This window comes from Oricola nitratireducens, from assembly GCF_014904745.1.
GTDB classification, from domain to species: Bacteria; Pseudomonadota; Alphaproteobacteria; order Rhizobiales; family Rhizobiaceae; genus Oricola; species Oricola nitratireducens.
Genome location: NZ_JACZCS010000005.1, coordinates 20,735 through 34,586 on the forward strand (window position 1 = coordinate 20,735; position 13,852 = coordinate 34,586).

A 13,852-nucleotide genomic window follows, 5' to 3' on the forward strand; every position below is an offset into this window, starting at 1 on the left:
GTCAAAGGAAAGCTGAAGATATGGCGTCACAGACAGAAATCCAGAAATATGTCCGGTTCGAAACGAACGGGCGCACCGCCTATGGCCGTTGGAAGGATGGCGTGATCGAGGAGCTCGAAGGCTCGATCTACGAGGGAGCCACGCCTACGGGCGCGACTTTCCGCTCCGAGGATGTGCAACTGCTGGTTCCCTGCGAACCTTCCAAGGTCATCGCGGTCGGTCTCAATTACGCCAGCCATCAACAATTCGTCGCGTCGGCGGAGGGCGGCTTCACTGCCCCGGGCGGCAAGCCGCTCGACATGACCAAGCCGGTGATCTTCGCGAAGTTTCCCACCAGCCTGATCCCCGACGGCGCGGATATCGTCTTTCCGGAAGGCGCGACCAATGTCCATTTCGAAGGTGAAATGGCTCTTGTGATTGGAAAGAAGGCGAGCCGCGCCAGCGAGACCGAGGCCAGGGACTACGTCTTTGGTGTTTCCGTCTGCAATGATCTCGTCGACCGTGAATGGTTGTTGAACGACCTGCAGTGGTTTCGCGCCAAGGGTTCCGACAATTTCGGTCCGATGGGGCCGGCCATTGTCACGGGGCTCGACTATTCCGATCTGCGTCTGCGCACCTGGGTCAACGGCGATCTGCGCCAGGATTCGTCCACCAGCGAACTGGTCTATTCGCCCGACAAGCTGCTCAGCTATGTCTCGCAATTCGTGACGCTGATGCCCGGTGACGTGATCTTCACCGGAACGCCGGGCAAGACGCAGGCGGTAACCCAAGGCGATACCATCGAAATCGAGATCGACGGCATAGGCCGCCTCTGCAATTCGGTTGCCGCATGATCGCAGGAAATCCGAAAATGAAAGGAGAGCAGCCGTGACGCTCGATGCAATGCGAAAATACCTGGCCGAGCGCGCGCCGGAACTCGTGCTTGTCGAACTGCCCGAGGCCCATACGACCGACTACATTTCGCGCGAGTGGAAGGTTCTGCCTGCCCAGGTCGCCAAGACACTGACGCTGCGGGTCGGCAACGATGCGATGATCGTCGTTACCTGCGGCGATTCACGGCTCGACAACCGCAAAGTCAAGGAAGCGCTCGGCGGCAAGGGCCGGATGATGCCGGGCCCGGAGGCCTCGGAGATCACCGGCCATCCGGTGGGCGGCATCACGCCGCTCCGCCTTGCCGCGCCGTTGCCGGTGTTCTTCGACGTTCAGTTGAAACGCTTCGACGAGGTGGTGACGGCGGCGGGCTCGACCCATGCGGCCATCCGTATACCGCCCGGACGTTTTGCCGAGCTTGTCGACGCCGCTTGGGTGGATGTCTGCAAGGACGAATGAAACCTTGCGGGGCCTGCGTGCAGGCAACGCAGCGGAGCAAGAAGCCCGGCGATCCATTGCGGACCGCCGGGCTTCTCCATTGAACGGCGAATTATTCGAGACCATAGGTTGCCGGGTCGATGTCAGCGCAGATTTCCTGCTGCAACAGCTTCGTCAACACATCCTCCCTCAGCCCTTGTATTGCGTCGCCAGCTTTCTCGCGGCGCCCGCGAGCAGCGTCACATCCAGGCCGACGGCGAGGAAGGTGACGCCGAGGCCGGCATATTTTGCGGCGGTTTCCGGATCCGTCGCCAGGATGCCCGCGGCCTTGCCCGCCTCCTTGATCCGCGCGACCGCGTCGGCGATCGCGTCATGGACTTCCTGTGTTGACGGCTTGCCGATATGGCCCATGTCGGCGGCGAGATCGGACGGGCCGATGAAGACGCCGTCGATGCCGTCGAGTGCAAGGATACCGTCGAGCGCGGCGAGGCCGGCGCGGTTTTCGACCTGCACCAGAAGGCAGATTTCGTCATTGGCGGTCGTCAGGTAGTCGGGGATGCCGGAGAATTTCGAAGCGCGAGCGAGTGCGGCCCCGACACCGCGCACGCCTTTCGGCGGATAGCGCACGGCCCTGACCAGCTGCGCGGCCTGTTCCGCACTCTCGACCATCGGTACGAGCAGGTTCTGCGCGCCGATGTCGAGCACCTGCTTGATCATCCAGGTCTCGCCGACCGGCAGCCGGACAACCGAATGCGAGGGCGATGCCTCGAGTACCTGCAACTGCGCCATGATGGAGCGCAGGTCGTTCGGCGCATGTTCGCCGTCGATCAGAAGCCAGTCGAAACCGGCCGTTCCCATCAGTTCCGCGGTATAGGGATTGGCAAGCCCCAGCCAGCATCCGATCTGGCGTTCACCAACTGCGAGCGCGGCCTTGAAGTCATTCCTGGGTGCGGGCATCTGGGTTCCTCAGGCAAAATCGCAGGATACGGTTCCGAACGGGCCGAAATCGGCATGAATCTTCGCGCCGGGCGGGCATTCGACCGGGCGGATGAAGGAGCCGGACAGGATGACCTGGCCGGCTTCGATGCGCTGGCCGTATTCCGCCATGCGACGCGCCAGCCAGACGATGCCGGTGACCGGGTCGTTCAAGACGCCGGCGCCAAGGCCGGTTTCCTCGACCTCGCCGTTGCGCGAAACGATTGCGCCGGCCCAGCGCAGGTCGAAATCGTCGACGCGGTGCTTTTCGTTTCCGAGAACGATGCCGGCATTGGCGGCGTTGTCGGAAATGGTATCGCAGATCTTGCGCGCCTGGCCGGTTGCCGGGTCGGCACGCAGGATGCGGGTGTCGAGAATCTCCAGTGATGGCGCGACGTAGTCGGTTGCGGCGATCACGTCGTCGCGTGTCACGCCTTCGCCGGCCAGCGGCGCCTTCATGACGAAGGCGATTTCCGCCTCGATGCGGGGCTGGATGAAGCGGCCGGCAGGAATGGCCGCGCCGTTGTCGAACGCCATGTCGTCGAGCAGGACGCCCGAGTCGGGAATATCGATATCGAGGGCATATTGCATGGCCCTGGAGGTCAGGCCGATCTTCCAGCCGATCACCTTGCGGCCGGCTTCCAGCTTGCGGCGGACAAGCGCGGCCTGCACCGCATAGGCGTCGGTCATCTGCATTTTCGGGTGGCGGATGGTCAGCAGGCCGATCTGGCGGCCGGTCGCGTCGGCGCGAAAAAGATCCTCGGCCGCCCGTTCGATTTCGTCTTTCGAAAGCGTCATGTCTCGTCCGCCACGCCGTTCTTCAGGATGCCGATTCCCTCCGCCTCGATCTCGATCTCGTCGCCGGGTTTGAGAAAAACCGGCGGATCGAAACGCGCGCCGGCGCCGGTCGGCGTGCCGGTGACAATGATGTCGCCGGGCACCAGCGTGGTGAAGGTCGAGATATAGGCGATTTGTCTGGCGACGGGGAAGATCATGCGGCCCGTGCGGTCGTCCTGGCGGGTCTCGCCGTTGACGCGGGTGGTCAGGCGGACATCGAGGATCTGCGCCGGATCGCGGAACGGCACCAGCCATGGACCCATCGCGCCGGAGCTATCGAAATTCTTGCCCTGGGTGACGTTGAACTTGGCGTGGCGGACCCAGTCGCGCAGCGTGCCTTCGTTGCACAGCGTCAACGCGGCGATGTGGCCGAGTGCGTCGTGTTCGGGAATGTGCCGTCCGCCCTTGCCGATCACCACGGCGATCTCGCCCTCGTAGTCGAGCTGATCGGAGGCTTCCGGGCGGGTCAGCGGCCGGTCGTGGCCGGTGAAGGAACGCGGAAAGCGCACGAAGAGCGACATGTTCTTCGGTGCATCCTGACCGTCCTTGTATTCGGCATTGCGGTCCGGGAAGTTGACGCCGACGCAGATGATCTTTTCGGGCGCGGGAACCGGGATTTCATATTGGAACGTCCCGCCGGGATGGGTCACCGGCTTGCCTCGCGCGGCCTCGACCAGCTTTTCCAGTGCGCCGGCCTCGACGACTTCGCGTAGCGTCGGCCATTGCGGGAAGTCCGGCGACAGGGCGATCATGCCGTCCTCGGCGACAACGCCGTAGAAGGATTCGCCGCCGGCGGAAAAACTTGCGATCCGGTCAGGCATTCGGCGTCTCCATGGCGCGCGCGACTTCGAGGATGACATCGCCGGCCAATTTCACGTCGTCCTCGGTTGCGTCGAACTGGCCGGCCTGGAAACGGATGACGAGGTCACCGTCGACGCGGGTCTGGGTCAGGTAGATGCGGCCGTCATTGTTGATGGCGGTCACCAGCGCGAGATTGAGCGCGTCCGGGTCGGCGCCGTCGCGCCGATAGCGGAACGAGAACAGCGACAGGACCGGTTCGGTGACGATCTCGAAATCCGGTTCGGCGCGCAGGCGTTCGGCAAGCGCCTGCGACCAAGCGACATGGTTGCGGATCATCCGGCGCAGGCCGTCGAGGCCATAGGCGCGGATCAGGAACCAGATCTTCAGGGCGCGGAAGCGGCGGCCGAGCGGCACCGACCATTCCGAATAGTTGATGATGCCTTCGGCGCCATGGGTCTTGAGATATTCCGGCTGGATGGCGAGCGTGCGCACCAGATCGTCCGGCGAGCGGATGAAATGGGCCGAGCAGTCGAACTGCGCGCCGAGCCATTTGTGCGGATTGAAGACGACGGAATCGGCCTCCTCGACGCCGGCCCAGTAATGCCGGAATTCGGGGCAGATCATCGCCGCGCCAGCCCAGGCCGCATCGACATGGACGTAAAGACCGTGCGCCTTGGCGACCGGCATGACCGCGGTCAGATCATCCATGGCGCCGACGCCGGTGCCGCCGATGCAGGCGATGATCCCGGCCGGCCTGAAACCGGCGGCGACATCCTCGCGGATCGCCGCATCGAGCGCGGCGGCGTCCATGCCGCGGTTTTCGCCGGTGACCGGTATGCGGCGCAAATTGGCCTCGCCGATGCCGGACACCCAGATCGCGCGGTCGATCGATGTGTGTACCTCGCGCGAGCAATAGATACGCAGCGGCGTCTGGCCGGCGAGGCCGGATGTGTTGCCGTCCCAGCCGAGCGCCTTTTCGCGCATGGTCAGGACGGCGGCAAGTGTTGCCGACGACGCACTGTCCTGAATGACGCCGGCGAAGCCTTCCGGCAGGCCGACCGACTGGCGCAGCCAGTCGAGCATCACCGTCTCCATCTCGGTCGCGGCGGGCGATGTCTGCCAGAGCATGCATTGCGGCGCGATGGTCGAGACGAGGTATTCCGCCAGCACGGAGGCGGGCGCGGCATTGGCCGGGAAATAGGCAAAGAAGCGCGGATGCTGCCAATGGGTGATGCCGGGCATCACGATGGATTCGAAATCGGCGAAGATCTGCTGCATCGGCTCCGCGGTGTCCGGCGGTGCGGCCGGCAAGGCGTCTGCGATCGCGCCCGGCGCGGTCTGCGCGCGCACCGGCCGGTCGCGCAATCCTTCATGATATTTTACCGCCCAGTCGGAGACCTTGCGGCCCCATTCGGCGAATTCGTTCCAGCGCATGGGTCTTCCTTACGGTGCGACGATCGGTTGGGCTTTCAGGCTCGGCTCGACGATATCGGTGCCCTCGAAGAGGCTGCCTTCCTCGAACCAGGACCGCGGCGCGGGCGCGCCCCACAGCGTCTGGCGCTGCGGGTCCTTCAGGTCCCATTTGATCGGTTCGAGATCGGGATCGACCGTCTGGTAATCGGAGCAATAGATCTCGATGCGGTGGCCGTCGGGATCGCGGATATAAAGGAAGAAGGCGTTGGAAATGCCGTGCCGGCCCGGTCCGCGCTCGATGTTGGAAACCCAGCCGGTCGTCGCCATCAGGTCGAGCAGGTCGATGATGTTGAGCGGGGTCGGCACCCAGAAAGCGGTGTGGTGCAGGCGCGGGCCGCGGCCGTTGGTAAAGGCGATGTCGTGGACGCCGCCCTTGCGGTGGGTCCAGGCCGCCCAGAGTCTCCCGGTTTCCTCGTCGGCGGTGTATTCCGTCACCCGGAAACCGATCTCGTTGTAGAAGGCGACCGACTCGTCGACATTCGGCGTGAAGCAGTTGAAATGGTCGATCCTGAGCGGTTTCACGCCGTGATAGAGCCTGTATTGCTGATGGATCGGCGGCAGTCGGTCCATGCGGCTGTAGAATTCCAGCGGGATGCCGTGCGGATCGCGGGTACGGAAGGTGCGTGACTGATAGGGCCGCTCGACCCATTCGACCGGCAGGCCCTTGCCCTTGAAGAAATGCTCTGCCTTGTCGAGGTTGTCCTCGTCGAAGACCTTGAAACCGAGGTCGCGGGCGACCGCCGTCTCCTCCTTGCGCAGCACGATGCAATGATGGCCGCGCTCTTCCATGGCGCGCAGATAGATCACGTCGGCGGTCTCGTCTGTGACCTGAAGGCCCAGCGTGTCGACATAGAAGGCGCGGCTTCGGGCGAGGTCCGTCACCGTCAATTCGACATGCGACAGGCGCACGATGTTGAACGGCGGATAGAGGACGGGAGCGGGAATGGACATCGTTGTTCTCTGTTTCTGATCGCGTCAGGTGACGGGGAAGATCACGTTTGTCTGGCCGGTGCCGGAGCTCGGGAAATATTCCGTCACGACCTCGCATTTGCCGGTATAGGCATCCCAGCCGAGAGCGCCATAAAGCATCGCCGTGTCGTGCATCGAGCCTTCGCCCGAGCAGTGATCGGAGTAATCGCCCAGCATCTTCAGGAAGGTCGCGTGGTCGCCGCGCTTCCACATCTCCAGCACATGCAAATCGACCTGGCGGTTGAACTCGGACGAGATGGTGAAGGTGCCGTTATTCGGCGCATAGTCCTTGTTCGACCAGATCTTGTGGGAGAGCGAGCCGGAGGCGAGCAGCAGCACCTTGCTGTCCGAGGCCTCGACAGCAGCGCGGATCGCCTCGCCAACAGTGCGGCTTTCGTCGTGATCGTGGACGGTGCAGAAGGCCGCGACCGAGACAACCTTCATGTCGTGTTCGCGGCTCATGAAATGCATCGGGACCAGCGTCCCGTATTCGAGGTCCAGCGAGTCGAGGTGATGGGAGAGCGTGTAGACACCGAGTTCGGTCGCTTTCTCGGCGATGGCGTCGCCCAGTTCGGGATTGCCCCGGTGGTCATAGGGCATGTCGCGGATGAACTGCGGAAACTCGCTGGACGTCAGCAGCCCCTTGAAGCGGTGATTGGCATTGATGTGGAAGCCCGCATTCACAAGCCAGTGGGTGTCGCAGATCACCGCCGTGTCGGCGCCGAGCTCTCTTGCGCGGCGCGCGATCTCCAGATGGCCGTCAATGGCCGGTTGGCGTTTTCCCTTGAGCGGTCCTTCCTGCTCGGACATCTGGAGTGTCGGCACATGCGTGACCTTGGCGGCCAGTACAATTTCACCCATCTTGTTTCCTCCCCGTGAGCGGCACCGGCGGTTGTCCCGTCGTTCTTACTTGCCGAGTTGCGGAATGTGATGCCGGCCGGTGGCAAGGCCGATATGTTTCTGTTCCATGTAGAACTCGAACGACCAGTCGCCGCCGTCGCGGCCGATGCCGCTGGCCTTGACGCCACCGAAGGGTGTCGGCAGGTGGCGGACATTTTCCGAATTCACCCAGATCATGCCGGCCTCGAGCTTGTCGGTAAAGCGCAGCGCCCGGGTCAGGTCGTTGGTCCAGACATAGCCGGTCAGGCCGTATTCGACGCTGTTGGCGATGTCGAGCGCCTCGTCCTCGGTCTTGAAGGTGATCGCGGTCAGCACCGGGCCGAAGATTTCCTCCTGAGCGATGCGCATGTCGGCGCGGGCTCCGGTGAACAGCGTCGGCTTGACGAAGTAGCCTTCACCGCCAACGGCCTCGCCGCCGGCGGCGATGGTCGCGCCGTCCTTCCGGGCGACGTCGAAATAGGATGTGACCTTGTCGAAATGCGTCTTGTGGATCAGCGGGCCGATTTCGGTCGCCGGGTCGAGCGGATGGCCGACCTTGATCCGGTTGACGCGCTCGACCAGCTTCTTCTGGAACTCGTCTGCAATTGTTTCCTGCACCAGCAGGCGCGACGACGAGGTGCAGCGCTCGCCGTTGAGCGAGTAGATCATGAAGATTGCGGCATCGAGCGCGCGATCGAGATCGGCGTCGTCGAAAACGATGACCGGGTTCTTGCCGCCGAGCTCGAAATGCACGCGTTTCAGCGTGTCGGCGCCCTGCTTCATGATCATCGAGCCGGTCTTCGACTCGCCGACAAAGGCGATGGCCCTGATCGCCGGGTGCTCGGTCAGCGCCTTGCCGGCGTCCTCGCCGAAGCCGTTGACGAGGTTCCAGACGCCGGCGGGCAAGCCTGCCTCCTCGGCGATTTCCATCAGGATACGCGCGGTGAGCGGCGAGAATTCGGCCGGCTTGTGGACGACCGTGCAGCCGGCGGCGAGCGCCGGAGCGATCTTCCAGGTCGACAGCATGAAGGGCGTGTTCCACGGCGTGATGATCCCGACCGGGCCGATCGGAACGCGCGTCGTGATATTCATCAATGTCGGCGACGGCAGTGCCTGGCCGTCGCGGGCGGACGGTGCGCGATCGCCAAAGAAGCGGAAATTCTCGGCGCCGCGGAGCGCGGCCTTGGACATGAAGCGAAATGCCTGGCCGGTATCCCAGCATTCGGCCATGGCGATCTCGTCGGCGCGCGCGACAATGCGGTCAGCGATACGGTGCAGGATCTTCTTGCGGTTTTCCGCGCCGAAATCGCGCCAGGCCGGGAAGGCGGCCCTGGCGGCTTGTGCCGCCGCGTCGATATCGGCGGCACCGCTTCTGGCGACGGTGCAGATGAAGCTTTCGTCGACCGGGGAATGATTGTCGAAAGTGGCGCCGGACATCGCCGGACGGTCTTCGCCGCCGATCCGGTTCGGGATGCCCTGTTCCCTGAAACGGGCGAGATAGCCGGAGAGCTTTTCCAGGTTCTGTTCGAGGGTCGTCAAAGGATCAGCCTTCCTTCAGGTGGTCGCGTATCGTGTTCAGTTTCGGGCTCAGTTCCGGGTCGATGTCGCGCATCTCCATGGACAGCGCCATTGATTTCGCGGCGATCACCGGCTCGAGATAGGTTTTCGCCGCGGCAAAGAGCTTCTCGGTCGCGGCTTTCTTCGCCTCGAATGTCCGTCCGCCGCGCAGCCGAATGGATATGTCGATATAGCCGTGGCGCGGATCACCGTCGGCAATCGCCACGTGATCCGCCCTGAAAGCGCGGACGCGGATTCCCGCCATCGGGAAAACGCCGGTCTCGATACCGGTCTTGCGCAGCAACTCGCACAGCGCGGCCATGTCGACAGCGTCTTCCATGTTGGCGGAATAGTCGATCATGATGTGCGGCATTGCGGCTCCTCCGGTATCGCAATAGTTAACATGTTAACTTTATTGAGCGGTGGAGTCAAGCGTCTCCAGCGCGGCTGCATATTGCCCTAACGGCAAATGAAAGGCAGAAGAATCAGATGGAAAAAACCGAAATCCCGGTCAAGCCGGCCGCGGCGCTGGCAACGGCCCGTTCCCTGCCGATCGCGTTGCTGCGCGCGCGCGAAAAGGTCATGGGCCCGATCCGTGCGATGCTCGCCAATGCCGGTGTCACCGAACAGCAATGGCGGGTGCTGCGGGTGCTCGACGAAAACGGCGGCATGGACCCGACGGAAATCGCCGAACGCTCCTGCCTGCTATTGCCGAGCCTGACCCGGATCCTGCACACGCTGGTCGACAAGGGCTATGTAAACCGGACGCCGCATCCGACCGACGGGCGCAGGCTGCAGATCACCATCACCGCGTCGGGCCGCGACCTCATCGCCTCCAATATGGCAGAGAGCGAGCGGATCATGGCGCGGCTCGAACAGCATCTCGGCAAGGAACAACTCGAAGACCTGCTCGACCTGCTCAACAAGCTCGACGCGCTGAAACTGTAGCGCGTCCGGCAACACCCGGCTTGGTAACGCCCGACCTGGTAACGCCCGACTTGGGATCGCGGCCAAAGCGTTATATATACAGAGCGGGCATTAAAATATTCAGGGAGCGCATATGGCCGGCCAAACCGACACGGTGATCGAGGCAATCCTGCTTGCGATCGACGAGGGGAAACTCGGCCCCGGCGACGTGATCGACGAACAGGCGCTGATCGCCCGGCACGGGATTTCGAGGACGCCGGTGCGCGAAGCACTGATCCGGCTGGAGACGGCGGGCCTTGTCCAGCGCAATGCGCGCAAGGGCGCGGTGTTGTTCAAGCCGAGCCTGGAAGAGTTTCTCGGGATCATCGAGGTTCATGCGCGGCTCGAAGCGCAGGCGGCGGGCCTGGCGGCGCGGCGGCTGACGCCCGCCCTGGCGCAGGAACTGGAAGACATCGTGCGGGCCTGCGAGGAGCATGCGGCCGAATTCGGCAGCAGCTGTCCGGCGGATTATTATCAACTGAATCTGCGCTTCCACGAGGTGATCGCGCGGGCTGCCGGCAATCCTTTCCTGATCGATCTGATCAAGACGAATGCGCGCAAGCTGATGGGCTACTACCGCGCGCGCTACCGCTATCCGGGCTCCGTGGAAGCGTCAGCGCGCGACCACCGCGAAATCGCCACGCTGATAACCGGCCACAAGCGCGAAGAGGCCGAAGCGGCGATGGAAGCGCATTTCAACTACGACCGGGGCACGGTCATGGATTTGCTGGCCGCGGTCGGCTGACCGCCTGCTCGAAGAAGCGGGCGATGCTCTCGGCGAACGCGGTGTAATCGGCGCTTTCGGCAAGCGATGCGCGCGCCTTTTCGATGACGTCGCCGTCCATTTTCGACGCATATTCATCGACGAGGGCGGCGATGAAATCCGGCGTCATTTCCGGATGGTTCTGCGTGGTGTAGACGCGGTCGCCAATCGCGAAGCCGCCTGCCGGGCAGGCCGCGGAGCCGATCAGCACCCGCGCGTTTTGCGGCAATTCCGTCACCTGCTCGATATGCGCCCCGTATTGGGCGAGGCTCTGCCCGAGCGGCTCCATCCAGGGCGTGCGGTCGACGACGTGCGCCTTCGTCAGGCCGAACACCCAGCCGCCGGGGTTTTTCTCCACCTTGCCGCCCAGCGCCATGGCGATGGCCTGGTGCCCGAAACAGGCGCCGAAGAGCGGGATTTCGCGTTTCACGATCTCGCGGATCGTTTCGAACAGCCGGTCGATCCACGGTTCGCCGTCATGCACCGAGGCGGGGCTGCCGGTGATCAGGAAACCGTCGAAGGCCGAGAGGTCGTCCGGGAAGACGCCGTTCTTGACCGGGAAGACGTCGAGCGTCCAGTCCGGGCGCACGTTTCTGACCAGCGCAGAGAACTTCTCGCCGTCTCCCGGATGGCGATGCGCGAAGGCGCTCTCATCCGTGTTCGTCATCAGTATGGCAAGGTGCACGAGGATCCCGCAGAAATGTGTTTACATATTTATGAGTGCGCATAATATACACAAAACGGGAGTTGGAAAGGAAGCATTTTGACAGTCTGGGTTCCGACCGATGACGGCCATGCCGATCTTTCCAGCCACGACGCCTTCGTGGACGGCCCGCCGCACAACACCTTCGCGCGCCTGCGCAGGGAAGATCCGCTGCACTGGTGCGACTGGGATGGCGGCAAGGGGTTCTGGGCGGTCACGCGCCATGCCGACATCACCGCGATGAACGGCAACGCGGCGGTGTTTTCGTCGGCGCAGGGCATCCGCATGGAAGACCAGTCCTACGAGGAGTATCTGGCTCGGCGCACATTCCAGGAAACCGACGCGCCGGAACACATGAAGACACGGATCAAGGTCGCCAAGGCGTTCTCCAAAACTGTAATCGCGCAATTCGAGAACGATATCCGTGAGCTCTGCGACGAGATCCTCGACAAGGCGCTGCCGCTGGGCACGTTCGATGCGACCAAGGAAATCGCCCGCCAGTTGCCGATGCGCATGCTCGGCCGGATCATCGGCACGCCCGACGAGGACCTGCCCTGGCTGGTCGAGAAGGGCGACGCGCTGATCGCCAACACCGATCCGGATTTCACCGACCATGTCCTCGACAAGATGGACACCGACGAATTCCGGATGATGCCGTTCAATTCGCCGGCGGGCGCGGAGCTCTACGAATATGCAAAAGAGCTGATGGCGAAGAAGGCAGCCGCAGGCGATACCGAGGGCGTGCTGCACCTGATCCTGCAGCCGGGGCGCGACGGCGAGTTGATCTCGGAAACGGAATTCCGCAATTTCTTCTGCCTGCTGGTCGCCGCCGGCAACGACACGACGCGCTATTCCATCGCCGCGGGCATCCAGGCCATGTGCCACCAGCGCGAATTGCTCGGCCAGATGCAGACGGACGAGGCGGTCTGGGAGACGGCGCCGGACGAGATTATCCGCTGGGCAACGCCGGCGCTCTATTTCCGCCGCACCGCGACGCGGGATTTCGAGATGCACAGCAAGACGATCCGCGAGGGCGACAAGGTGTTGTTGTGGTTCGCATCCGGCAACCGCGACGACTCGATGTTCGAGGATCCGTTCCGCGTGGACCTTTATCGCAACCCCAACCGGCACATGTCGTTCGGGCAGGGTGGGCCGCATGTCTGTCTCGGCATGTGGCTGGCACGGCTGGAGGTGCGCGTCCTGTTCCAGGAACTCGCGCGGCGGATCAAGGCGATCGAGCCGGCCGGTCCGCATAAATTCCTCCGATCCAATTTCGTCGGTGGTATCAAGAGCCTGCCCGTCTCCGTGGAAATGGCCTGAGGAACAGCTTCATGAAGACCAGATTGCGCGCCGTCTTTTGCGACCACCTGAGCATCGTGCGCGGCAAGTATCTGCCGGGATCGAAGATCGGCGACGCCTCGACGCGTTTCTGCCGCTCGACCTTCGGTGTGCATTACGACCGCGACCTGTTGAACGCGCCCGGCGCGATGATGATGCAGGGCCTGCCCGACATGGAACTCGTCTGGCGGCACGACGATATCCGCGACAGCTGGGACGACGCGACCAAGATCGTGATCGGCGATCTTTACGACGATGCCGGCGAGCCGCTCGAGCTGTGCCCGCGCGGCGCGTTGAAGCGCGCCGTGGCGGACTGGCAGAAGAAGGGGCTGACACCGAAGGTCGGTATCGAGCTGGAAGCCTATGCGATGGTCGCCGACGAGAACGGGCGGCTGATGCCCTATGACAGTCCGGGCGGTGTCGTCTACGGAACCGGGCCGTTCGCGGATCCGCTGCGGTTCAACGACCGGATCTGGGAAATGGCCGACGAACTCGGCTTTTCGCTCGACATGGTGACGGCCGAGTTCGATTCGCCGCAATTCGAATACACGCTGACCTTCGACGACGCGGTCAAGGCGGTGGACGACATCGTGCTGTTTCGCCTGATGGCGCGGGAAATCGCGCTGGAATACGGCGTGATCCTGACCTTCATGCCCAAGCCGATCGCCGAATGCGGCGGATCCGGCATGCATATCAACTTCTCCTTCGTCGACGGCACGGGCGGCAATGCGCTGTCGACCGGCGAGCGGGGCGGGCCCGATCACATGAACGACCTGGCGCGCGGATGCCTTGCCGGACTGCTGCAGCATCACAAGGGGCTCGCGGGCCTCGTCGCGCCGACCGCGAACTCGTACCAGCGCCTGCAGCCGGGATCGCTGTCCGGCTACTGGCAGAACTGGGGCGGCGACCACCGCAATGTCACGACGCGTATTTCGTCGGAAGGCGGCCCGAAGGCGCGGCTCGAACACCGCATGGCCGATGCGACGGCCAATCCCTACACCGCCGTCGCCGCGATCCTGCAGGCGGCCCGGCTCGGGGTGGAAAACGGCTACACATTGCCGCCGATCGAGACGGGTGACGGCTTCGACAACACGGATGCGAAAGAGGGCACGGCGATCGACCTGAAGGGTGCGGCGGCCGATCTTGCGGCGGACACGGCGCTGGCCGAGGCGGTGGGTGCCGGGCTCGTCGCCAACCACGTGTTCATGAAGGAAAAAGAGGTCAAGAAGACGCGCGATCTCGAAGGCGACGCGTTGCGCGATTTCTACGTCTATTTTGTGTGA

Annotated in this window: 15 protein-coding genes; 6 read left to right on the forward strand and 9 right to left on the reverse strand. The window is 63.5% G+C overall.

Annotation, left to right across the window (positions count from 1 at the left end; translation table 11 throughout):
- Window positions 1–20: 20 nt before the first annotated feature.
- Together IG169_RS03640 and IG169_RS03645 are read left to right on the forward strand one after the other, a co-directional pair.
- On the forward strand, window positions 21–833 hold the full coding sequence (locus IG169_RS03640; RefSeq protein WP_193174805.1) for a fumarylacetoacetate hydrolase family protein: 813 nt from the start codon (window positions 21–23) through the stop codon (window positions 831–833).
- Between the two features lie 34 nt (window positions 834–867).
- Window positions 868–1,329 (forward strand): YbaK/EbsC family protein, encoded by a 462-nt coding sequence (locus tag IG169_RS03645; RefSeq protein WP_193174806.1) that lies wholly within the window; start codon window positions 868–870, stop codon window positions 1,327–1,329.
- 168 nt (window positions 1,330–1,497) lie between these two features.
- Here the strand turns inward: IG169_RS03645 and hpaI are convergent, their stop codons facing one another.
- Genes hpaI through IG169_RS03685 form a run of 8 tightly spaced genes read right to left on the reverse strand, consistent with a single transcriptional unit; the run spans window position 1,498 to window position 9,172 of the window.
- Window positions 1,498–2,265: a 4-hydroxy-2-oxoheptanedioate aldolase gene (gene hpaI / locus IG169_RS03650; protein ID WP_193174807.1), complete on the reverse strand. Its 768-nt coding sequence runs from the start codon at window positions 2,263–2,265 to the stop codon at window positions 1,498–1,500.
- Between the two features lie 9 nt (window positions 2,266–2,274).
- Window positions 2,275–3,081: a 2-oxo-hept-4-ene-1,7-dioate hydratase gene (gene hpaH, locus IG169_RS03655; protein WP_193174808.1), complete on the reverse strand. Its 807-nt coding sequence runs from the start codon at window positions 3,079–3,081 to the stop codon at window positions 2,275–2,277.
- On the reverse strand, window positions 3,078–3,941 hold the full coding sequence (locus IG169_RS03660) for a fumarylacetoacetate hydrolase family protein (RefSeq protein ID WP_193174809.1): 864 nt from the start codon (window positions 3,939–3,941) through the stop codon (window positions 3,078–3,080). The genes hpaH and IG169_RS03660 overlap by 4 nt, the downstream gene beginning before the upstream one ends.
- Window positions 3,934–5,355 (reverse strand): pyridoxal phosphate-dependent decarboxylase family protein, encoded by a 1,422-nt coding sequence (locus tag IG169_RS03665; RefSeq protein ID WP_193174810.1) that lies wholly within the window; start codon window positions 5,353–5,355, stop codon window positions 3,934–3,936. Before IG169_RS03665 ends, IG169_RS03660 begins: the two co-directional genes overlap by 8 nt.
- Before the next feature lie 9 nt (window positions 5,356–5,364).
- Window positions 5,365–6,345, reverse strand: coding sequence for a 3,4-dihydroxyphenylacetate 2,3-dioxygenase (hpaD, locus tag IG169_RS03670; protein WP_193174811.1), 981 nt, complete (start codon window positions 6,343–6,345; stop codon window positions 5,365–5,367).
- 24 nt (window positions 6,346–6,369) lie between these two features.
- The gene (gene hpaD / locus IG169_RS03675; protein WP_193174812.1) at window positions 6,370–7,224 is read right to left on the reverse strand and encodes a 3,4-dihydroxyphenylacetate 2,3-dioxygenase; all 855 of its coding nucleotides are present in this window, start codon (window positions 7,222–7,224) and stop codon (window positions 6,370–6,372) included.
- Between the two features lie 45 nt (window positions 7,225–7,269).
- Complete coding sequence (gene hpaE, locus IG169_RS03680; RefSeq protein WP_193174813.1) at window positions 7,270–8,781, reverse strand: 5-carboxymethyl-2-hydroxymuconate semialdehyde dehydrogenase; 1,512 nt, start codon at window positions 8,779–8,781, stop codon at window positions 7,270–7,272.
- A 4-nt stretch (window positions 8,782–8,785) separates the two neighbouring features.
- The gene (locus IG169_RS03685; protein WP_193174814.1) at window positions 8,786–9,172 is read right to left on the reverse strand and encodes a 5-carboxymethyl-2-hydroxymuconate Delta-isomerase; all 387 of its coding nucleotides are present in this window, start codon (window positions 9,170–9,172) and stop codon (window positions 8,786–8,788) included.
- Window positions 9,173–9,288: 116 nt separating this feature from the next.
- Between IG169_RS03685 and hpaR the strand changes: the two genes are divergently transcribed.
- Together hpaR and IG169_RS03695 are read left to right on the forward strand one after the other, a co-directional pair.
- Entirely contained in the window at window positions 9,289–9,747 is a 459-nt protein-coding gene (gene hpaR / locus IG169_RS03690) for a homoprotocatechuate degradation operon regulator HpaR (RefSeq protein WP_193174815.1), read from the forward strand.
- Window positions 9,748–9,859: 112 nt separating this feature from the next.
- Complete coding sequence (locus IG169_RS03695; protein WP_193174816.1) at window positions 9,860–10,510, forward strand: GntR family transcriptional regulator; 651 nt, start codon at window positions 9,860–9,862, stop codon at window positions 10,508–10,510.
- On the opposite strand, the gene IG169_RS03700 is transcribed toward IG169_RS03695, so the two are convergent.
- Window positions 10,482–11,195: a type 1 glutamine amidotransferase gene (locus IG169_RS03700; protein WP_193174817.1), complete on the reverse strand. Its 714-nt coding sequence runs from the start codon at window positions 11,193–11,195 to the stop codon at window positions 10,482–10,484. The genes IG169_RS03695 and IG169_RS03700 overlap by 29 nt on opposite strands.
- A gap of 96 nt (window positions 11,196–11,291) precedes the next feature.
- Between IG169_RS03700 and IG169_RS03705 the strand changes: the two genes are divergently transcribed.
- Both IG169_RS03705 and IG169_RS03710 read left to right on the forward strand, forming a co-directional pair.
- Complete coding sequence (locus tag IG169_RS03705) at window positions 11,292–12,551, forward strand: cytochrome P450 (protein ID WP_193174818.1); 1,260 nt, start codon at window positions 11,292–11,294, stop codon at window positions 12,549–12,551.
- 11 nt (window positions 12,552–12,562) lie between these two features.
- Window positions 12,563–13,852, forward strand: coding sequence for a type I glutamate--ammonia ligase (locus IG169_RS03710; RefSeq protein WP_193174819.1), 1,290 nt, complete (start codon window positions 12,563–12,565; stop codon window positions 13,850–13,852).

Excerpts from the sequence above, each read along its gene's own strand:
- IG169_RS03685 (WP_193174814.1), bottom strand. The coding sequence starts at position 9,172 with ATGCCGCACATCATGATCGACTATTCCGCCAACATGGAAGACGCTGTC.
- hpaD (WP_193174811.1), bottom strand. The coding sequence starts at position 6,345 with ATGTCCATTCCCGCTCCCGTCCTCTATCCGCCGTTCAACATCGTGCGC.
- hpaR (WP_193174815.1), top strand. The coding sequence starts at position 9,289 with ATGGAAAAAACCGAAATCCCGGTCAAGCCGGCCGCGGCGCTGGCAACG.
- IG169_RS03640 (WP_193174805.1), top strand. The coding sequence starts at position 21 with ATGGCGTCACAGACAGAAATCCAGAAATATGTCCGGTTCGAAACGAAC.
- hpaH (WP_193174808.1), bottom strand. The coding sequence starts at position 3,081 with ATGACGCTTTCGAAAGACGAAATCGAACGGGCGGCCGAGGATCTTTTT.
- hpaD (WP_193174812.1), bottom strand. The coding sequence starts at position 7,224 with ATGGGTGAAATTGTACTGGCCGCCAAGGTCACGCATGTGCCGACACTC.
- IG169_RS03700 (WP_193174817.1), bottom strand. The coding sequence starts at position 11,195 with ATGACGAACACGGATGAGAGCGCCTTCGCGCATCGCCATCCGGGAGAC.
- IG169_RS03665 (WP_193174810.1), bottom strand. The coding sequence starts at position 5,355 with ATGCGCTGGAACGAATTCGCCGAATGGGGCCGCAAGGTCTCCGACTGG.
- IG169_RS03695 (WP_193174816.1), top strand. The coding sequence starts at position 9,860 with ATGGCCGGCCAAACCGACACGGTGATCGAGGCAATCCTGCTTGCGATC.
- hpaI (WP_193174807.1), bottom strand. The coding sequence starts at position 2,265 with ATGCCCGCACCCAGGAATGACTTCAAGGCCGCGCTCGCAGTTGGTGAA.
- IG169_RS03660 (WP_193174809.1), bottom strand. The coding sequence starts at position 3,941 with ATGCCTGACCGGATCGCAAGTTTTTCCGCCGGCGGCGAATCCTTCTAC.
- IG169_RS03710 (WP_193174819.1), top strand. The coding sequence starts at position 12,563 with ATGAAGACCAGATTGCGCGCCGTCTTTTGCGACCACCTGAGCATCGTG.